Below are 19,726 nucleotides of genomic sequence, written 5' to 3' on the forward strand. Positions count from 1 at the left end.
TAACAGCTGTTAATGTCGCGGTGGAATGTCGTTCTCTGGTTTGGCATCTGCACCAGCACCATTAAGCAAGTCGGTACCATGCAGCGCATCCGGATCGGGTGCAGCAGGATCAACCGGACTGTTTGGTTGCAGAAGATCTGCATCCGGTACAGATTCCAGCGGTGTCTCTGCCAAACGTGAATCCAATTCCGGCTCATCCACAGCGGTTGCGGCTACGGGTGCCAGATCCGAATCTTCCGTTACAATCCGTCTGCCGGAAACTTCATCAAAGGTATCCATATCGCCTTCCGGGACTTCCGTCTCTGGCGGAATATCGCGGGACCTCTGATAACGGTCATAATAGCGGTCGCTCTCTTCGTTACTAATTGGTTTGTCAGACATGAGTAACACTTCCTTTCATTGTCGGTTGTCCAAATGCTTCTTACCCGTAGTTACCCAAAGCGCTAGTGTTGTAATCTTGCACAGGTTATTATCTCCGGGTGTTCACTACGATATGAATGCCTTAGAATTTGGGGAATACATATTTAACCAAGAAGTATAAAAATCCGAAAAAGATAATGATATATGCGGCATATTTAATAAATGTGGAAGCGACCATACTTGAATCCGATTTATGCTGAACATCCTTATGTTCTACCTCAACCGTACGATGGGGCTCATTCATTGTAATCATCTCCTTAGCGTGTTTGTTTGCTTTGAGAAACCATTACACCCGGAGCAAAGGATTGAATCGCAGCCACCGTTTTTACAGCTTTTCCTGTTTTGCCTATGTTATGATGAAGCTTGAATATGTAAGGGAGGGATTCATGTGGACTGGTATACACTGGGTAATATGATCACACGCATCCGTATCGGGCAAAAGGCGTCCACACCCGGGTTCTCCCGTACCGTCATCCGTCGTCCGGATGGTTTGTTTTGGGTAGGCGGTATATGGTCCGGGCAAGTTGTCCAGTTACGGGATTTCCTTTTTTCCGACATATGGACCATCTATGATGATGAGGAGACAGAGCAGTGGCTTGAATTTCGCAGTCAAGTTGAACAGAAAGAACGGGAAATGATAGTGAACCAGTTCGAAGACCTGCGTGATTAATTGAATAACTTTAACAATAAAATGGAAATAAGACTATAAATCGACTTAAATGTGAAATTTCATTTTATCTCAAGAAGGTGACGTGACAAACGGTGGCGAATGATAAATGAGAGAATCTAAGATAGGGAAAATTAGAACTTTGAGGTGCTGTGAATGAAAAATGTGCCCAAAGCTATCGTCATCTTATGGATGAGTGTATTGATTATTCTAGGCATGCCACATGGGATAGTCTTTGCAACTACAGGAGCGGTTCAGCAACCTGTATCCATTACAGGATGGGAAGTAAAATGGGGGAACGTTGACGATCAAGGGTTCATCAGTGAGGTTAAGGGAGCAGACGAGATATGGGAAAAGCAGGGCAGCGATAAATTAGAGTATAGCAATACGGATCGATCGAATTCTCTATGGACTCGCCTGACCATTCCTGAGTTGAGTGAGGAAAGTTCAGCCATTCGATTTGAGAACGTTAAAGGCAATCATATTGTTGTTTATCTGGAAGACCGCAAGGTCTACGAGAATTATCATTACAATTATGATAATAATGCTGTGTTGCTGCCCTTATCCAGCGAAAATTCAGGTGACACGCTCTATGTATGGTCGCAAAATGAAAAAGGCCGTCTGGGGATACAAGGTACTGTTCAGGTTGGACCTTATGCCGCGTTACAGGAGAAATATATTCATAACGGACTTATTGATGTAATTTTGGGCGCGACCTTTGTGTTCACAGCGATTACGATGCTGAGTTGTACGTTCTTCCTTGGCAAATTCCATAAGGGATTATGGATCTCGCTATGCATTGTGATGGGTTCCATCGGCACGATGATCATCACGTACTCGCAATTTTTGTATACGTTCTATCAGGTATATGGTGACCTGTATTCCGTAGTCTTTGATCTGGCGATGCTGCTGGGTATGCCAGCGCTATGTTATTTTTTTGAACAGATAATCGGGCCAGGACTGCATGGAATCTTCACCAAACTGCGAAAAATACTATTCATATATTCAGTTATCGCTGTGTTCTCTCTATTTATCTATGTGACTTCAGGTGGGCAATGGGAGATCCTCTACAATCTGCTCGTACAGCGTGTGGTTGGCATTGTGCTGGTCATTCTGCTGACAATCCTGTTGGTTGGTACCATCGCCAAAGCGCTGCAACGAAATCGGGAAGCTATGCTGCTTGCAACGGGATTCGGTACATTTGCCTTGATCAGTGTGGCTGAACTGTTGTGGTATTATCAGCGGAGTGGGACGTATCATCTGTTATGGTGGAAATGGTCCATGGTTGCATTTGTGATCTCGTTGATTGCCATTCTCGGAAGTCGTTTTGCCGAAAAACATACTAAAGTTCTAGAGTATTCCAAGGAACTGGAGCTGTTCAACAATGAGTTGCAGCGATCAGAAAAGATGGAGATTATTAGTGAATTGGCCGCTTCCGTTGCCCATGAAGTACGTAATCCACTTCAGGTGACAAGAGGGTTCTTGCAACTTATGACGGAACAGGAAGACAACAAAAACAAGGGGTACGTGCGAATTGCACTGGAAGAACTTGATCGGGCTTCGGGCATCATAACGGATTTTCTTACCTTTGCCAAACCTGAGTTTGACCATATTATCTCGCTCAATATCTCGGATGAGTTCAATCATATTGAAGGCATTCTTGTACCGATGGCTAATCTGGAAGGTGGTAAAATCACCACCGACATTCCGCCAGATCTATATATTCGAGGCAATTCCTCGAAGTTCAAGCAGGCTTTTATCAATATTATCAAGAACAGTATTGAAGCTCTGCATGGACAAGGCCAGATTGATATCTGGGCGTACAAGCAGGATGGAATGATTAAGGTGCATGTCAGGGATAACGGAGAAGGAATGGACGAGGAAGCACTCTCCCGGTTGGGCGAGCCTTATTTCTCCAATAAAATCAAAGGCACGGGCCTCGGCATGATGGTGACATTCCGAATTGTTGAAGCGATGCAAGGACAGATCAGCTTTACAAGCACCAAAGGGGTAGGAACAGAAGCGGTTGTATCTTTTGTCGAGTTCGTCGATTGACGAACTCACAGAAGGATACAGCGGCTTTTTTTGTTCCTACCCCTAATTTCTTACACTACAAGATTAGCTCACCCGAATTAACTTCTCCAAGGCCCACAATTCACATCATAATTTACTTTGGAAGGGTTGGGAGGTATGACAAGCACATAGTCATTCTGCTGCTCCTCAACAGTGCGTACCTGAATGTTCTCCGGAATTACGATGCCGAACGCTTCACGAAGCGCCTGCTTCGGATTGGAGTGCAATTGTTGTCTGAAGTGCTCGTCAGTCCAAGCCTTTTCAATAATATCCTCATGCAACGTTTTCTCTGATACCATCATCGTCAACATTCCCTTCATATTTAAAATTAAACTGAATCAGCTTAGTCTTTATGCTCAGAATCCCAATTGTTGCTCGCTAATCCAGTGATGAAACCCACCTTGGAGGAGCTGTTTCTTCCGTTGTGTAATGTCCTGAACAGCTTGTACTAAAGTGCTGCATAAATAAGAATTAAACGCCTCAAGATGCGATTTTCCTAAGTTAGACGATGTTAGTGTACGATTATAGTGATAAGCAATGTCTACGTAAGAGTTCATGAGTTGTGTATTGTATACATTGTCATGTATACGTTCGCTTAGAGGATGAACTGGATAGTTGTGATTCAGTGCTGCGGATATGTGGGAGAGGTAGCTGTTGTAGTTTCCATGCACAGCATCTTGTTGCGTGTCTGTGAAGTCATCGGTCATCTGGAGTGTCATGAGTGTGATGTTGATGGTAGAACACACCGGGATGATCCGGTCGGACTGATTCAGCAGAAGCAGTGCACCAGTAGCTCCAATGAGGAGAGGGGCAGCCTTTTGCGCAATCAACAAGGGATTCTGTTGGAAATAATCAATGGAATGCTCACCCGTAACACTCACGGCCCAATCCACTACATATTGTCTGAAATAGACCCAGAACGTGGAGGAAGGATTGAATAATACCGCGTAAGATTGAAGTGCATCCATGTAATAAAGATTACCCAGGGATAACTTCAATGTGGCATTCTCCGGTTGTTCATCCATCACGTCGTCCTGATTCAAAAAATATAACATGTGAATGAGACAGGCTGTACTTAATTGGTGTGCTTTCTCTGGGGGTAGTTTATCTGAGTGTTGCATCCAAAGTGGAGTGATGTACCCGATGTAGCTGTGTCCCGAATCTCGTAACAGCGGATTAACCGAACGAAGCTGCTCTAATGCATGTCCTGACAAGGGTTCGGGATATTCCCGTACGAGTTGCTCCGCTGAAGCAAACACGACCTCCAGATCGGATCTAAACGGATCTAACCAATCTTTCCGCATTATTACATATCGTCCTTCCTGCAATAAGGTGATTCAGGACTGTTCGACTAGATCATGAAGTTACACTTATTATAGCGGAAATAAACTGAAAAAAATAGGATTTTTTGTGATCAATTGTGAGAAAAATGATGACTTTTTGTATTTTATGGCATAAAAAAGTGGATTTTAGGCCCAAACTAGGAAGGCACAGGATTTCGACATCGGAAAGGCGGCAGAAAAATGAATTTGAAATGGAAAACATGGATGGCAGCCGGATTGGCAGCCGTAGTTATAACAGCAGCAACAGGACATGTAGCATTTGCTGATCCAGCCGTTCGTGCTGAGGAACATGACAATGCGTCAAAAGCTTCTTCCTCCGGCAAACCAGCGAAGCCATGCATGCAGGCAGGACACGGTCTGTTCATGATTGGTGAGACGGCAGACTTGCTTGGCATTGGACTTCGGGATCTGAAAGAACAGATGGAACTTGGCAAGACGTTGTCCCAGATTGCGAAAGAGCGTAAGGGACTTAGTGAGGAGCAGTTATTGCAGAAGTTGAAGCCTACACTTGCACAGCGTTTGGATCAAGCTGTGGAAGAAGGTTGTCTCACCAAGGAGCAAGCTGCAGCCACGAAGGCAGACATGGATACCAAGTTGAAAAAGGTCATTAATACCCCGCTGCGTGATTTGCGGCGTGAATTTGCCCACCATGGCAAACGTTCCATGGTAGATAAGGGCGAAATTGCCCGGTTTATTGGAGTCACCCCTGCTCAACTGCACGAGCAGCTTCAGGGAGGGAAATCCCTGGCTGAGATTGCTCAGGCAAAAGGCATTAGTGAAACGCAGCTGGTGGACAAGCTGAAGGAACAATTAACGGGTGATCTGAAGAGATTTGTGAATCAGAAGGGCAACGTGCATCCAGCCCCGGGTCCCCAGGAACCTGTTCCTGGACGATCAACTTCGAGCGAAGTAAAATAAAGAAGAGCGTCTCCGTGAGGGGACGCTCTTCTTTATTCTAAAACGGCTCACTCGTTCCCGGACTGCGAGTTGAGCCGGGTGACGGAGTTCGCTCAGGTGAATTTCTTTTGTCCACAGCAGCTGATGGATTGGGAGTTGAACGTGGTTTACGCATTAACCCTACGGTGAAACGTGAGCCAGGAAGCTTGGATAGCGCCCAACTGATTGCAAGAGCAATACCAACGGTTACAAGGAACGATAGCAACGTTACAGGCAGATGCCATCCACTGAGTTGAAGCGGTCTGGTGACATAAGCGATCGCGTAGATCACCAGTGCATGAACCAGATATCCACCAAATGAATAGCGGCCAATCCAGGCTAAGAGGCGCTGAAACCGTGTATCTTTTCCCTGCATTAGTACAAGGAAACCATACATCATAAACATCTGAGCCATAATGATCAGGAATGTGGTTGGTTTCAGATAGGTGGAGATATTCAGATTAACAACATCCCCGGACCCACGCAGCACATCGTAACCAAGCCATATATACATCCCTATAAACAGACAGATCGTCCAAGGCAGGATCTTCGTGGTCCAACTCCTCCAGCTATCCACTGACCAGGCACATACGGCACCCAGTAAAAAGTAAAACCAGTACATCACCCATGAATAGGAGCGATATTGCAGCAACGTTGACCAAGGCTCAGACATGGATTCTGTCCAGCCCCCCATATTATAGTAGGACCATTGCATAAGCAGGGCATATAGTGCTGCTGCAAAGAGAATTAGTCCTATAATGACTTGCATGGGCGTGAAACGTGAGGTGTTCTGGATACGTCTCTGAATGGCTTTTGCTCCTGTCCAGAACAGGGGGAACAGAATATAGAATTGAAACACCATAATGACAAACCAGAGATGATATCCCGTCTGTGGTATAAACAGTTCACGAATCAGACTGCGAAAATCCGGTATGCCTGCAAGCCAGAACGCGGGGGTGAAGATACGGACAGAAAGCCAGTAGATCAGTGTCCATACGACAAACGGCATATAGATATCGCCAAATCGCTTTCGAATGAAGCGAGGATAGTCCGGTTTGGTGTTACGATGATGGTAAAACAACATTACACCCGATAGAAATACAAACGTTGGCGTACCAAATCGGGTCAGATGATAAATCATGGTCAGCATAATGGAATCCGGTTGTTCAATATCAGCGCGATAGATATACTCAGCGATACTATGCTGCATGACGATTGCCAGAAAGGCAATGCCCCGCAGTTCGGTCCATTCGGTTATTCGCGGTTTTTTCACATTGTAATCCTCCCTCCAGGAACCGGAGTTCATCATATAAGGGTACCCGTTAAACATTAAGACTGCATTAAATGGAGAAAATAGGTACAAAAAAAGACGGCTTTGGCCGTCTTTTCTATTGATATATCTCATGCTTGTTTTAGTTCTGTTCCTCTGATGATGGAGTCTCTGAGGACTCGGCATCTTCTTCAAACATTTTCTGAATGTAGGACTGGAGTTTGGTCACATCAACACCCAGCACCTGAGCTGAGCCGACGAGTTCATTGGTGAGTAGTTTGTTCGGTGGAATTTGCTGCTGATCGATATCGTTCACATGGATATCGAAGCCAAGTGATGCGAGTTTTAACATCTGGGTTGGACTGAGGTCCGTCTCAATGTAGGGAGCGATCGCTTCCAGGATATCCGGGATTTTGAAGAGTGACGTGGTACTCTGCATTTTCTTGGCCAGCTCGGTCATGAAGATCCGCTGCCGTTCGGTGCGCGTAAAATCCGAGGTGGCATCATGCCGGAACCGAACATATTGCAGGGCGGTTTTGCCGTCCATATGCTGCAATCCTTTTTTTAAGTCAATGTCGTACATATGTTTATCTGCTTTACTGGTGTAATACATGTCTTTCTCCACATCGATCTCAATACCGCCTACCGCATCAACAAGTGCCATGAAACCTGTAAAGTCTGTGTAGACATAATGCTGAATGGGAATACCGAGCAGATCACTGACGGTTTGTTTGGTCAGCTCCGCACCCCCGTAGGAAAAGGCTGCATTAAGTCTGCTTTTGCCATGCCCGGGAATGGCGACATAGGTATCACGCAGTACGGAGAATAGATGGGCTTTCTTGGTGACCGGATCAATGGAAGCGACCATGACCGAGTCCGAGCGTCCTGCATCGTCGCCTCTTGAGTCTCCACCAAGGAGCAGAATGTTCACCCGTTCCTGGCCCTCCCATCTGGGAATCGTTGTCGTTGGTGTGTCTGAATCGCTGTCTGTGCCGGAAGAGGACGAGTTGGATGAAGTCCCGGAAGCCGTGGAGATGCTATTGGCAAAATGAACAATCGAATATCCGTAATATACAACGACACCTGTAATCGCAAGTGCCAGGGTCAGGGCTGTACCCCATAACCATTTTTTAAGCATAATCTTCACCTTTCTATGATTGAACTGATATGTAACCCAAACTAGTTTAACAAAAAGAAAGCAAAATGTCCTCTTTGATTTCGTAACTTCGGTCAATGTGAGGAATGTTTGACAAATAGTTAGTGTATATTTATTATGTAAAAAATAATCTTGTTTTGTGTAATGGGGGTATTAAAAGCCAGTTATGAATCAATCACTATTTAATTGGATTAATCAGTTTGCAGACCAAATACCGTTTCTGGACTGGTTTATGATCACATCATCCGAGTATGCGGTTTGGATCATGATCGCACTGCTCGTTATTGTATGGTTTCTCGGCGATCCATCGAAACAACGAATTGTTTTCTATGCCTGTGTGGCTTCCATTGTAGCGCTGGTTCTGGCCAAATGGGGGATTTCACCAGCAGTCGGTCACCCAAGACCTTTTGTAGAAGGGACTGTGCATCAGCTGGTTGCCCATGTACCTGATCCTTCTTTTCCAAGTAAACATGCTTCCTTTGTATTTGCTCTAGCGGCTGCTTCATTCTTTATTGGACGTCGCTTCGGGTTATGGATGTTGTTACTCGCTGTGTTGACAGGGGTGTCGCGTGTATATGTTGGTGTGCATTATCCAGGAGATATTCTGGGAGGATTCATTCTCGGAAGTCTGCTTAGTGTGGTTCTGATTACAACCCGCAATTATACCAAGTCGATTCCCGACTTCTTCATTAACATACACCGACGTGTTTTTCGTTAGCTTTTGAAAGCAATGTCTAGTGAAGTTTTGGTAGTTTAGTTTATTGAAAGAAGTCTCTTATCTCTGGTTCTGCCAAAGATGGGAGACTTTTTTTGTGTTATGTTCGAAGTTACCTGAAATTTATAGAAATTGAATTCTAACATCTACAATTCATGACGATAGGTGACGATATATTATAAATATGTATTATTTTGAGGAGTGGGACACATGGAAGACACGCGGGGGAATAAGTTGGGGATATTGAAGTTAACGATTCGAGGCAAGTTACTGACAGGTTTTCTTATCGTCGTGGCTCTGCTGGTTGTTGTAAGCGTTTATGCGTTAATACAGATCCATAATATGTCTGGTAAAGCCAATGATGTGGATCAGACCTGGATGCCGAGTGTAAGCCTCCTTGGCTTGATGAATGGCGATGTTTCGGATGTAGAGCGGTTGGCGCTGGCAATTATCGTTGAACAAGACGAAGAAGAAAATGTCAAGGTGAATGAAGCGTTAAAGTTGCTCCTCACCAAGATTGAGGATGAGCGTAAACAGTTGCTTACATACATTGAGAGCAATGATGAATCGATGAAGCTCTACAATGATTTCAGTACCAATTATGATGCGTATCTGGAGAAAATGCCTGCATTCATAGAATTCGGTATTGCAAATAACTATGAAGAAGCAAGTAGACTGCACACTGAAGCCTATCCAATGTGGTACACAGCAAACGACTCTATCACCAAGTTAATCACTTTAGGCAATGAAGGATCGCAAGCCGCAACGGGTGATTCTGTCGAGTTGGCTGAGAATACATTTAATGTGATTTTGGCAGTGACAATTTTTGCATTCCTGGTCGCGATATTCATTGCATTCTTCATTGCAAGCATTATTTCACGTCCAATCAAAAAGATGAATGAAGCGGCCTTGGCTATTGCCAATGGTGATCTGACGGGTGAGACGATTGTGCTCAAGAACAAAGACGAATTGGGAACGCTCGCGGCTTCCTTCAATACCATGAGTGGTAATCTGCGCTCCATGATTGAATCGGTGTCGATGACTTCCGAACAGGTAGCTGCTTCATCGGAGGAGCTTCTTGCAAGTGCGGAGCAGAATACTCAAGCCTCGGAACAGATTTCCGAAACGGTTGAGGAACTGGCCGTAGGTACGTCGGATCAAGTTGATATTGTAAAACGCTCTTCACAGGCGATGAATGAGATGGCTCTCGGATCGGAGCAGATTGCCGAGCTTGCTCAGAGTGTATCCGTATCTGCTGTGGATGCGGCGAATCAATCTTCCGAAGGAAATATGATTATTCAGCAAGCGGTTGAACAGATGGGTTCTGTTCGAAATTCCATTGCTTCGCTTACTGAATTGGTTACAGGGCTGGGGGAACGTTCAGCAGAGATTGGAACCATTACCGAGGTAATCAACAACATTGCCCGGCAGACCAATCTGCTTGCACTGAATGCAGCCATTGAAGCCGCACGAGCAGGAGAGCATGGACGTGGTTTCGCCGTAGTTGCGGGAGAAGTGCGTAAGTTGGCTGAGGAATCTTCTACATCTGCGCAACGAATTACGGATCTCGTTCAATTGATTCAGAAAGATACGGATCATGCTGTTCAGGCAGTCAAAGTGAACAGCAGTGAGACAGAAGCAGGAATCGAGATGGTTACTGCGGCAGGACAAGCGTTCGAGCAGATCTCGGATGCGGTCAACAAAGTAGCGGGTGAAATTCAGGAAGTATCTGCAGGTTCAGAGGAAATGTCGGCGAGTACAACTGAGGTTGTAGGATATGTAAGTCAAATTTCCAACATTGCTGGAGAGGCAGCTGGCGGGGTTCATAATGTATCAGCCGCAACTCAGCAGCAGTTGGCTTCGATGGAAGAGATTGCTTCATCCGCAGGTTCATTATCCAAAATGGCCGAAGAACTGCAGGAGCAGATTAACAAGTTCAAAGTGTAACCAATGAGATGTTCTGATACCTAAGGTGTACAGGGGCATACTGACAGGATGGTCAGAATGCCATTCGATTTGTACTGTTGATGATACCAAGGGCGAGAAGCTGTTTCTCTAACGCGCATATGCGTTAGAGAAACAGCTTTTTTTGTCACATGACGCAGAGCAGGTCACAACAATGTTATTTCAGAAGTCACCAACGCTTATATAGCTGGTGAAACAAACGGCTATAATGGTAATTAATGGTGGAACTTACACTGAAATACACCATGGAGAGGAGCGATATAAACTTGCAGTCCAGAGTAATGCATACGGAATATTGATGAAGAGGAGATGAATAGTTGAACATGAAGGGGAGCTGGTGGAGACGAGTCGCTATGATCGCGTTATCGGCAGGATTACTGGCAGGGAGTTTATCGATGGGTACAGGAATTCGTAAGGCGGATGCGGCCGCCGGAAATCAGAACTATGCTGAAGCACTGCAAAAGGCCATTTACTTCTATGAGGCACAGCGCTCGGGTCCGTTGCCAGCGAGTAATCGGGTCGAATGGCGTGGTAATTCGGGCATGCAGGATGGAGCTGATGTAGGCGTTGATCTGACCGGAGGATGGTATGATGCCGGAGATCACGTGAAGTTTGGTTTTCCGATGGCTGCTTCCGCAACGATGCTCGCCTGGTCTGTCGTGGAATACAGTGACGGATATGAACAGGCCGGACAACTGGAGGAGATCAAGGATAATATCCGATGGGCGACCGACTATTTTATGAAAGCGCATACGAAACCAAATGAATTATGGGGACAAGTGGGGGCAGGTAATACCGACCATGCCTGGTGGGGACCTGCAGAAGTCATGCAGATGAACCGTCCTTCGTTCAAGATTGATGCTTCATGCCCGGGCAGTGATCTGGCGGCAGAAACGGCTGCAGCGCTGGCAGCGTCATCGATTGTATTTGCAGATGATGATCCGGCATATTCGGCCAGACTGCTCCAACATGCGAAAGAGCTGTACAACTTCGCAGATACATATCGGGGGGAATACACCGATTGTATCACTGATGCTGCAGCGTTTTATAATTCGTGGACAGGATACGAAGACGAGCTGGCATGGGGTGGCGCATGGCTTTATTTAGCTACTAATGATAGCGCTTACTTGTCCAAAGCCATTGCAGCTACGGACCGGTGGTCTTCTAGCGGAGGCTCAGCCAATTGGCCCTATACCTGGACACAAGGTTGGGACAGTAAACATTATGGTGCCCAGATTCTGCTTGCCCGTATTACGTCTAGTTTGAACATGCCGGAGGCGACGAGATTTATTCAGTCGACTGAGCGTAATCTGGATTATTGGACGGTTGGAGTCAATGGGACACGAGTCAAGTATACGCCAGGAGGTCTGGCGTGGCTGGATCAGTGGGGCTCGCTCCGATATGCAGCGAATGCATCCTTTATTTCTTTTGTATACTCCGACTGGGTCAGTGATCCTGTGAAAAAGTCAAGATATCAGGATTTTGCTGTCTCACAGATGAATTATATTATGGGCGATAATCCGCGTCAGAGCAGTTATGTGGTCGGATATGGGCAAAATGCACCTCAACATCCGCATCATCGGACCGCTCACAGTTCATGGCTGAATAACGAAGATATCCCGGCTAACCATCGCCACATTCTGTATGGTGCCATGGTTGGTGGCCCGGATGCATCGGATGGATATACCGATGATATCGGGGATTACGTGAGTAATGAGGTCGCAACCGATTACAATGCTGGTTTTACCGGCGCACTGGCAAAGATGAATTTGCTGTTTGGTCAGAATCATCAGCCCCTGGCGAACTTCCCTGCACCTGAGGTGAAGGGAGATGAGTTCTTTGTGGAGGCTGCGATCAAATCATCAGGTGCCAATTATACGGAAATCAGAGCACAGCTTAATAATCGTTCCGCTTGGCCTGCCCGAATGGGAGATCAACTTTCTTTTAAGTATTTCCTGGATTTGAGTGAAGTGTATGCTGCCGGACGTACAGTATCGGACGTGCAAGTGACAACCTCCTATACGGAGGGGGCGACGGTATCCCAACCAGTTGTGGTGAATACAGCCCAGCATATCTATGCCATTACGGCGAACTTCGGTAATACCAAGATCTATCCAGGTGGGGAAGGAAATTATCGTAAAGAAGTACAGTTCCGCATTACAGGCCCACAGGGTGCATGGAATGCCAGCAATGACCATTCGTTCCAGACACTGACCACAGGAACTCCTGTGAAGAGTATATATCTTCCAGTCTATGATGCAGGGGTGAAGGTGTATGGACAGGAGCCTGGTGTTACACCAGTCACGGTTCCAGGCGCACCTGCTGGCGTGCAGGCTGTAGCAGGAAGCAGTCAGGTTAACCTGACTTGGGCCGCTGTATCCGGGGCCGAATCGTATACGGTGAAGCGTTCCGAGGTGAGTGGAGGACCATATACAACTGTTGCGACAGGGGTTAATGGATTGACCTACACAAACACGGGACTGACCAACGGGGCGGCTTATTATTATGTAGTGACTGCTGTGAATTCAGCAGGGGAATCATCGGGTTCTGTGCAGGTGTCGGCAACCCCGCAAGCAGCTTCGACGGTGCCGGGAGCACTGACTTTAAGTGGGACAGCTGGTGATGCGCAGTCGGTCCTGACCTGGACAGCAGCCTCGGGCGCTACTAGCTATAAGGTACAACGTTCGGTGGCAGGCGGGACATATGCAGATGTGGCAACCGGATTGTCCGTGTTGACTTACACCGACACAACAGCGCTGAATGGCACCACGTACAATTACCGGATTGCAGCTGTGAATGCGAACGGACAGACACTGTCCAATGTCCTGGCACTGACGCCTTCTGCACCTCCGGTGACGACTGGTACACTCGAAGTGCAGTACCGCAGCGGAGGGTCCGGGAATTCAAGTAATGCGGCGACTCCGCAGTTCAACGTGAAGAATACCGGAACACAGGCGATTGATCTCAGTAGCGTGAAGATCCGATATTATTTCACCAAGGATGGTGCGGATCAAATGACCTTCTGGTGTGATTATGCCGAGATGGGCACGGCCAATGTTGAAGGTACATTTATCGCAGTGAATCCGGCGAAGGGTACCGCAGATACGTATCTGGAGATTAGCTTTAAGCCTGGAGCAGGCAGTTTGGCCGCTGGAGCAGAGACCGGCGTGATTCAAGCACGCTTTTCCAAAAATAACTGGAGTAATTTCGATCAAAGTAATGATTATTCCTATGATGCTTCCAAGACGGCTTTTGCCGTATGGAACAAGGTAACCGGGTATCAGGGAAACACCAAAGTATGGGGCTTGGAGCCGTAACTAGCTCAAGATCATTGGCCGAATAGCAGCATGGGCAGACCAACAGCGTTTATATTCAATTTCCACTATTCCAGGGAGGTATATATTAATGTTGAAATCAGCTGCGAAAAAAAGTTTAACAGCCATGCTGGCGGGAACCGTCATGTTGACCGGATACACCGGACTCTGGGCAGGGCCGCAAACAGCGCATGCCGCAGATCAGGCCATCGAGATTCAGGCAGACGGCATTAATGAAGCCCGGTTTTTGCAATTATATGATCAGTTGAAAGATCCGGCGAACGGATATTTTTCGCCAGAGGGTCTACCGTATCATTCCATTGAGACCCTGTTGAGTGAGGCCCCGGATTATGGTCATATGACGACGTCAGAGGCATACAGTTACTGGCTGTGGTTGGAAACCATGTATGGTCACTACACTGGAGACTGGTCCCAACTGGAAGCAGCTTGGGACAGTATGGAGAAATACATTATCCCGGTCAACGAAGGTGACGGCAAGGAAGAACAGCCTACGATGAGCTCGTACAATCCGAACAGCCCTGCTACGTATGCAGCGGAAAAACCTTTTCCTGATCAATATCCATCGCCACTTAATGGTCAATATGCAGCGGGTAAAGACCCGATTGATGCCGAACTTAAGGCGACCTATGGTGACAATCAGACTTATCTCATGCACTGGCTGGTCGATGTGGATGACTGGTATGGATATGGAAACCTGTTGAATCCATCACATACGGCTACCTATGTGAACACGTTCCAGCGTGGGGAGCAGGAGTCTGTGTGGGAAGCCATTCCGCATCCATCTCAGGATGATAAATCTTTTGGTAAGGCAAACGAAGGCTTCATGAGCTTGTTCACAAAGGAAACTCAGGTACCGTCAGCGCAATGGCGTTACACAAATGCAACGGATGCCGATGCACGTGCAGTACAGGTGCTGTATTGGGCGAAGGAGATGGGATACAACAATCCGGAATATCTGGATAAAGCGAAGAAGATGGGGGACTATCTGCGCTATGGCATGTATGATAAATACTTCCAGAAAATTGGAAGTGCAAAGAGTGGTACACCAACTCCGGGTACAGGCAAGGATTCCAACATGTATCTCATGGCTTGGTATACGTCTTGGGGAGGTGGCTTGGGTCAAGGTGGGGATTGGGCTTGGCGCATTGGAGCGAGCCATACCCATCAGGCTTATCAAAACCCGGTTGCAGCGTATGCCTTGTCTGACCCGGCTGGAGGCTTGATTCCGGAATCAGCAACAGCGAAGGCAGATTGGAATGCGACGCTGAAACGTCAGTTGGAATTCTACACTTGGCTACAATCCCATGAAGGAGCCATCGGCGGGGGAGCAACGAACAGTCTGGATGGTTCATACAAAGCTTATCCAGCAGGGGTAAGTACATTCTATGACATGGCATATCAGGAGGCGCCTGTATATCGTGATCCGGATTCCAACACCTGGTTTGGATTCCAGGCATGGCCGCTGGAGCGTGTAGCCGAGATGTACTATATTCTTGCGGAGAGCGGGGACTTGACCTCTGAGAACTTCCAGATGGCCAAGAAGGTAATCACGAAGTGGATCGACTGGAGTAAGGATTATGTATTTGTAGGTGAACGTCCGGTGACGGATGCGCAAGGCTATTATCTGAATGCGGCTGGACAGCGCATTTTGGGTGGAACTAATGTTCAGGTAGCAACAACGCCGGCTCCGGGAGAGTTCTGGATTCCGGGTGGTCAGGAATGGCAGGGTCAACCGGACAAATGGAATGGATTCAGTTCGTTTACGGAAAATCCGAACTTCCGTGTAACGACCAAAGATCCAGTGCAGGACACAGGAGTTCTGGGAAGTTACGTTAAAGCTCTGACCTTCTTCGCAGCGGGAACACAGGCAGAGAACGGTACACTTAGCGCGGAAGGCCAAGAAGCCAAGGATTTGGCTGAGGCTTTGTTGGATACAGCTTGGGATTACAATGATGGTGTGGGGATTGTTACGGAAGAAGAGCGTAAAGACTACTTCCGCTTCTTTGCCAAAGAGATCTATATCCCGGCGAACTGGTCTGGAACCTTTGGTCAAGGCAATACAATTCCAGGTACAGCAGGTGTACCTTCCGATCCTGCAAAAGGTGGCAATGGCGTATACATTGGATACTCCGATCTGCGTCCAGCTATCAAGCAAGATCCGGCATGGGCTTACCTTGATAATCTGTACAAAACGTCATATAACACAACCACGAAACAGTGGGAAAACGGTGCACCTACCTTTACGTATCACCGGTTCTGGTCACAGGTGGATATGGCTACAGCGTACGGCGAGTATGATCGTCTCCTCGGAGATTCGGATAGTCCGGAAGTGGAAGTACCCGCTGCTCCTGCTGGCGTAACAGCAACTGGAGGAAGTGAGCAAGTGGTTCTGAATTGGAACGCAGCCGCTGGTGCAGCCTCGTATACCGTGAAACGTGCAGAGGTGAATGGTGGTCCTTATACGTCTGTAGCGACAGGGGTCACAGGATCGACATTCACGGATACAGGCTTGACCAACGGCACAACGTATTATTATGTCATCACTGCGGTGAATGCCGTAGGTGAGTCTGCACCGTCGACACAGGCATCTGCAACACCACTCGCAGGTACCGTTGTGCCAGGCGTATTCAACCTTACTGGAACGGCTGGCAATGCCCAGGCGGTACTGACATGGACCGCATCAACTGGAGCAGCGAGTTATAAGGTACAACGTTCGGTAGGCACCGGGGCATATGCTGATCTGGCAACAGGTTTGACCGCACTGACGTATACCGACGCTACAGCGGTGAATGGTACGGCTTATAATTATAGAGTCGTAGCCATTAATACGAGTGGTCAGACGAATTCAAATGTATTGGTGTTGACCCCATTGGAACCTCCAGTTACAACGGGAACGCTTGAAGTACAATACCGTAATGGTAGTTCAGGGGCTTCGGTCAATGCGATTACTCCACAATTTAATGTGAAGAATACAGGTACAACTGCTGTGGACTTGAGCAAAGTGAAGGTCCGGTATTATTTCACCAAGGATAGTGCCGCTGATCTGAGTTTCTGGTGTGATTATGCACAGATTGGCAGCGGTAACGTGGAAGGGCATTTTGTTTCGATAGATCCGGCCAAGGGCACAGCAGATACGTATCTGGAGATTGAATTCAAAGCGGGTGCCGGCAGTTTGGCCGCGGGTGCCGAAACCGGAATCATCCAGGGACGTTTCTCGAAAAACAACTGGACGAATTTTGATCAAACGAATGATTATTCCTTTGATTCCACCCAATCGGCCTTCAGTGCCTGGACAAAAGTGACAGCTTATCAGGATGGCGCCAAGGTATGGGGAATTGAACCTTAAATGAGTTGATCGACCAATTTTAGAGTGATGTTACCAATCATACAGGTTAAGCCGGGGAGAAATCCCTGGCTTTTCTTTTTTTATGGAAAGCAAAAATGAAATACAAAATAATCAAACGGACACTGCTGATAAATCGATCCGTATTGAGGTTGGAGGCATAAATGTGAATTCGGTGAACGGTAATCGGCAAATAAATCATAGTAATGTTTACCATATTTGCGATTTTAAACATTAAAATCTAGGTCGTATGGCATATGCCCTGAATGAGAAACGACCTAACTCTTTTATCGCGGTAAAATGAAGTATATCAAATAGTTACAATAATTTAACCTTTCAAAAAGAAGGGATCACCAGTGAATTTTTCCAGTAGATTATGGACACACCCTGATACTTAGTGCTCAAGTTCGCCTATATCAATACAGGACTTTCGACTGATGAACGTTATGGATAGCCCGTTTACAATGGGGCAAGCCCGGGAGAACCAAGCCAGGTTAAAATTCTGTAACATCAGGGGGAACTCGACATCATGAACTGGAAAAAAACGATTATTACGGCAAGTGTCACAGCAACGATGCTGATGGGAAGTCTGACGACAGGAGCACTAACGGCACAGGTATCGGCAGCTGCTGTTAACAATTCACAAGTAAAAGTAATTTGGGGCGTAAACCTACGCACAACACCTTCTTCTTCTGCGAAGATTGTTCGCTTGGTCGCTAAAGGGGAAACGGTAACGGTGCTTCAGCAATCCGGTTCGGATTGGTATAAGATTAAGGATTCTGCTAACCGGACAGGCTACATATCTTCTTCATCCAAATACACACAAGCGATTAGTGGCGGCACAAGCGGATCGGGTTCGAATAGTGGTACATCGGTGACCGGCAATACGTCTGTAGAGAAAGTGATTGCAGCGGGAATGAAATATTTGGGAACACCTTATGAGTTCGGAGCCAGTCGTAACAGCACAGCTACTTTTGACTGTTCCAGCTTTGTACGCCAGGCCTTCATTGATGCACTGGGCATCAAGCTTCCAGCGGATTCCCGCAAACAGGGAGACTATGTAAAAGCCAAGGGTACAGTTCAGACGAACTGGAAAAACCTGAAACGCGGCGATCTGATGTATTTCATGTCGTATAAAGGCAGCTCTGCATCATCGTATTCGGGCGTGAATAAATCTAGCGCAACCATTACGCACACAGGGATTTACCTGGGCGACGGCAAGGTATTACATACGTATTCCAACGCTGGTGGTGGTGTAACAACTAGTGATATCTTCGGCAAACACTGGGAGTATCGCTTCCTGTTTGGTGGCAGTGCGCTGTAGGTTGAAACAAGAACCTTCTTAAATAATCCACGCATGTTCATATGCATACAAAACACCTCCCATTCTGCCTTTGACAGGCGAGTGGGAGGTGTTTTGGTGTTATTTATTATTTTGAAGAACTCAATCGTGATAGTACAGCCGGAACAGGATATCCTGATTGTAGTTGCCGAATCCCTCGCCATATAAGGTAAGCCCGCCTACATGCTGAGCATCTTCCTCCACCGAAAGACGAAGAGTCCATTGGTTGCGTTCGACCGGGATATCTGCGAGTGTAATGTCGGATAGATGTTGTCCATCAATAAACGTACCCTCATTGGTAATTCGCAGTACCTTGAGCATGCCGTACTGATTGACACTGTCACTCCACCATTCCGGGGTGAACATGCCACGTCCGTTGCCTGAATCTCCAGGGCTTGTCCATTCCCCCAATCGGATGCCATTCAGCATGAATGTAATATCCGAGGGCCAATTCGGATTAACCGAAGGTGCTTCTGATCCGATCTCAAGGGACAATTCAATCGCATTGATCTGCTGTCCGGATAAAATATAGTTTGGAATTTTGTACTCCACAAATCCACGGCCAAACCACAGAATATGCGCATGCATCCGCTCGGGGTCGAGAAAATAACGAGGGTCATCATACTGTCCGATAACATGATTGGATGTAGCCAGACCACATGTCGGATAGACGTCAAAGTGAGTATAGTGTCCCACAGGGACGGAAACCTCGTGAAGCTTGCGGGCTGTCCCGCTTTCCTGCGGCATGGAGATGCCAATCCAGTCTACAGCAAGGCTGTTCATTTTATGTGTGCCGCCGTCTTTGCGTATCATTTTGGACTGAATAATGCCTACATCCTGAAGTTTGCGGACATGCATGGTCACGATGGCACTACTCAGACCCAGTGAAGCAGCAAGGTCTTTCACATTCATCGGGGTCTCTGCAACAAGGCGGATGATCTGTAGACGGACTTCACTGGCAAGTGCTTCATATAGGGGGAGCCATTCGGCATCGGTATTTGCTCTAATCACAGTTGTTCCTCCATTTTATCTGTATAGAATTAAGTTAAACATAAATTCAGTAAAAAGAATAACAATTTGCAAAATTCAGGTTGAAATTAAGGCTATAATCGATTTTAATATAAATATGAACGTTGATCCATAGAATATCAATTAATTTTT

At 46.8% G+C, this 19,726-nt stretch carries 15 protein-coding genes; 8 read left to right on the forward strand and 7 right to left on the reverse strand.

Annotated elements, in window-relative coordinates:
• Positions 1–9: 9 nt before the first annotated feature.
• Both MHI48_RS06080 and MHI48_RS06085 read right to left on the reverse strand, forming a co-directional pair.
• Complete coding sequence (locus MHI48_RS06080; protein ID WP_036611534.1) at positions 10–381, reverse strand: hypothetical protein; 372 nt, start codon at positions 379–381, stop codon at positions 10–12.
• Positions 382–502: 121 nt separating this feature from the next.
• Positions 503–664, reverse strand: a complete 162-nt coding sequence (locus MHI48_RS06085; RefSeq protein WP_017690239.1) for a hypothetical protein — start codon at positions 662–664, stop codon at positions 503–505.
• A 144-nt stretch (positions 665–808) separates the two neighbouring features.
• On the opposite strand from MHI48_RS06085, the gene MHI48_RS06090 reads away from it, so the two are divergent.
• Together MHI48_RS06090 and MHI48_RS06095 are read left to right on the forward strand one after the other, a co-directional pair.
• Positions 809–1,090 carry a hypothetical protein gene (locus tag MHI48_RS06090; protein WP_036611533.1) on the forward strand — a complete coding sequence of 94 codons (282 nt, stop codon included), beginning with the start codon at positions 809–811 and terminating at the stop codon, positions 1,088–1,090.
• A gap of 153 nt (positions 1,091–1,243) precedes the next feature.
• Positions 1,244–3,142, forward strand: a complete 1,899-nt coding sequence (locus MHI48_RS06095; RefSeq protein ID WP_339197604.1) for a HAMP domain-containing sensor histidine kinase — start codon at positions 1,244–1,246, stop codon at positions 3,140–3,142.
• Between the two features lie 77 nt (positions 3,143–3,219).
• On the opposite strand, the gene MHI48_RS06100 is transcribed toward MHI48_RS06095, so the two are convergent.
• Together MHI48_RS06100 and MHI48_RS06105 are read right to left on the reverse strand one after the other, a co-directional pair.
• Positions 3,220–3,480 (reverse strand): NHLP leader peptide family RiPP precursor, encoded by a 261-nt coding sequence (locus MHI48_RS06100; RefSeq protein WP_339197607.1) that lies wholly within the window; start codon positions 3,478–3,480, stop codon positions 3,220–3,222.
• 36 nt (positions 3,481–3,516) lie between these two features.
• Positions 3,517–4,464: a hypothetical protein gene (locus MHI48_RS06105; protein ID WP_339197609.1), complete on the reverse strand. Its 948-nt coding sequence runs from the start codon at positions 4,462–4,464 to the stop codon at positions 3,517–3,519.
• Between the two features lie 219 nt (positions 4,465–4,683).
• Here MHI48_RS06105 and MHI48_RS06110 point away from each other — a divergent pair, with 219 nt between their 5' ends.
• Entirely contained in the window at positions 4,684–5,421 is a 738-nt protein-coding gene (locus MHI48_RS06110) for a hypothetical protein (RefSeq protein ID WP_405143410.1), read from the forward strand.
• A gap of 37 nt (positions 5,422–5,458) precedes the next feature.
• On the opposite strand, the gene MHI48_RS06115 is transcribed toward MHI48_RS06110, so the two are convergent.
• Both MHI48_RS06115 and MHI48_RS06120 read right to left on the reverse strand, forming a co-directional pair.
• Positions 5,459–6,712: an acyltransferase gene (locus MHI48_RS06115; RefSeq protein WP_405143412.1), complete on the reverse strand. Its 1,254-nt coding sequence runs from the start codon at positions 6,710–6,712 to the stop codon at positions 5,459–5,461.
• Between the two features lie 139 nt (positions 6,713–6,851).
• A complete protein-coding gene (locus tag MHI48_RS06120) occupies positions 6,852–7,847 on the reverse strand; it encodes an LCP family protein (RefSeq protein WP_405143414.1) in 996 nt (331 codons plus the stop codon).
• A gap of 184 nt (positions 7,848–8,031) precedes the next feature.
• Between MHI48_RS06120 and MHI48_RS06125 the strand changes: the two genes are divergently transcribed.
• The 5 genes from MHI48_RS06125 to MHI48_RS06145 all read left to right on the forward strand — a co-directional run bounded on the left by MHI48_RS06125 (position 8,032) and on the right by MHI48_RS06145 (position 18,547).
• A complete protein-coding gene (locus MHI48_RS06125; protein WP_338707947.1) occupies positions 8,032–8,583 on the forward strand; it encodes an undecaprenyl-diphosphatase in 552 nt (183 codons plus the stop codon).
• Positions 8,584–8,790: 207 nt separating this feature from the next.
• Positions 8,791–10,527 carry a methyl-accepting chemotaxis protein gene (locus MHI48_RS06130; protein WP_338707948.1) on the forward strand — a complete coding sequence of 579 codons (1,737 nt, stop codon included), beginning with the start codon at positions 8,791–8,793 and terminating at the stop codon, positions 10,525–10,527.
• 341 nt (positions 10,528–10,868) lie between these two features.
• Positions 10,869–13,862: a glycoside hydrolase family 9 protein gene (locus MHI48_RS06135; protein WP_405144593.1), complete on the forward strand. Its 2,994-nt coding sequence runs from the start codon at positions 10,869–10,871 to the stop codon at positions 13,860–13,862.
• A gap of 88 nt (positions 13,863–13,950) precedes the next feature.
• A complete protein-coding gene (locus MHI48_RS06140; protein ID WP_405143416.1) occupies positions 13,951–17,226 on the forward strand; it encodes a glycoside hydrolase family 48 protein in 3,276 nt (1,091 codons plus the stop codon).
• 526 nt (positions 17,227–17,752) lie between these two features.
• Complete coding sequence (locus MHI48_RS06145) at positions 17,753–18,547, forward strand: C40 family peptidase (RefSeq protein WP_405143418.1); 795 nt, start codon at positions 17,753–17,755, stop codon at positions 18,545–18,547.
• A 120-nt stretch (positions 18,548–18,667) separates the two neighbouring features.
• On the opposite strand, the gene MHI48_RS06150 is transcribed toward MHI48_RS06145, so the two are convergent.
• Complete coding sequence (locus MHI48_RS06150) at positions 18,668–19,573, reverse strand: transcriptional regulator (protein ID WP_047844139.1); 906 nt, start codon at positions 19,571–19,573, stop codon at positions 18,668–18,670.
• Positions 19,574–19,726 lie beyond the last annotated feature (153 nt).

This window comes from Paenibacillus sp. FSL H7-0942 (genome assembly GCF_045040715.1).
Lineage (GTDB): Bacteria > Bacillota > Bacilli > Paenibacillales > Paenibacillaceae > Paenibacillus > Paenibacillus amylolyticus.

Bases quoted from the DNA above. Each gene is read 5' to 3' on its own strand.
- MHI48_RS06080 (WP_036611534.1), bottom strand. From the start codon at position 381: ATGTCTGACAAACCAATTAGTAACGAAGAGAGCGACCGCTATTATGAC.
- MHI48_RS06085 (WP_017690239.1), bottom strand. From the start codon at position 664: ATGAATGAGCCCCATCGTACGGTTGAGGTAGAACATAAGGATGTTCAG.
- MHI48_RS06095 (WP_339197604.1), top strand. From the start codon at position 1,244: ATGAAAAATGTGCCCAAAGCTATCGTCATCTTATGGATGAGTGTATTG.
- MHI48_RS06100 (WP_339197607.1), bottom strand. From the start codon at position 3,480: ATGAAGGGAATGTTGACGATGATGGTATCAGAGAAAACGTTGCATGAG.
- MHI48_RS06105 (WP_339197609.1), bottom strand. From the start codon at position 4,464: ATGCGGAAAGATTGGTTAGATCCGTTTAGATCCGATCTGGAGGTCGTG.
- MHI48_RS06110 (WP_405143410.1), top strand. From the start codon at position 4,684: ATGAATTTGAAATGGAAAACATGGATGGCAGCCGGATTGGCAGCCGTA.
- MHI48_RS06120 (WP_405143414.1), bottom strand. From the start codon at position 7,847: ATGCTTAAAAAATGGTTATGGGGTACAGCCCTGACCCTGGCACTTGCG.
- MHI48_RS06125 (WP_338707947.1), top strand. From the start codon at position 8,032: ATGAATCAATCACTATTTAATTGGATTAATCAGTTTGCAGACCAAATA.
- MHI48_RS06130 (WP_338707948.1), top strand. From the start codon at position 8,791: ATGGAAGACACGCGGGGGAATAAGTTGGGGATATTGAAGTTAACGATT.
- MHI48_RS06135 (WP_405144593.1), top strand. From the start codon at position 10,869: ATGAAGGGGAGCTGGTGGAGACGAGTCGCTATGATCGCGTTATCGGCA.
- MHI48_RS06140 (WP_405143416.1), top strand. From the start codon at position 13,951: ATGTTGAAATCAGCTGCGAAAAAAAGTTTAACAGCCATGCTGGCGGGA.
- MHI48_RS06145 (WP_405143418.1), top strand. From the start codon at position 17,753: ATGAACTGGAAAAAAACGATTATTACGGCAAGTGTCACAGCAACGATG.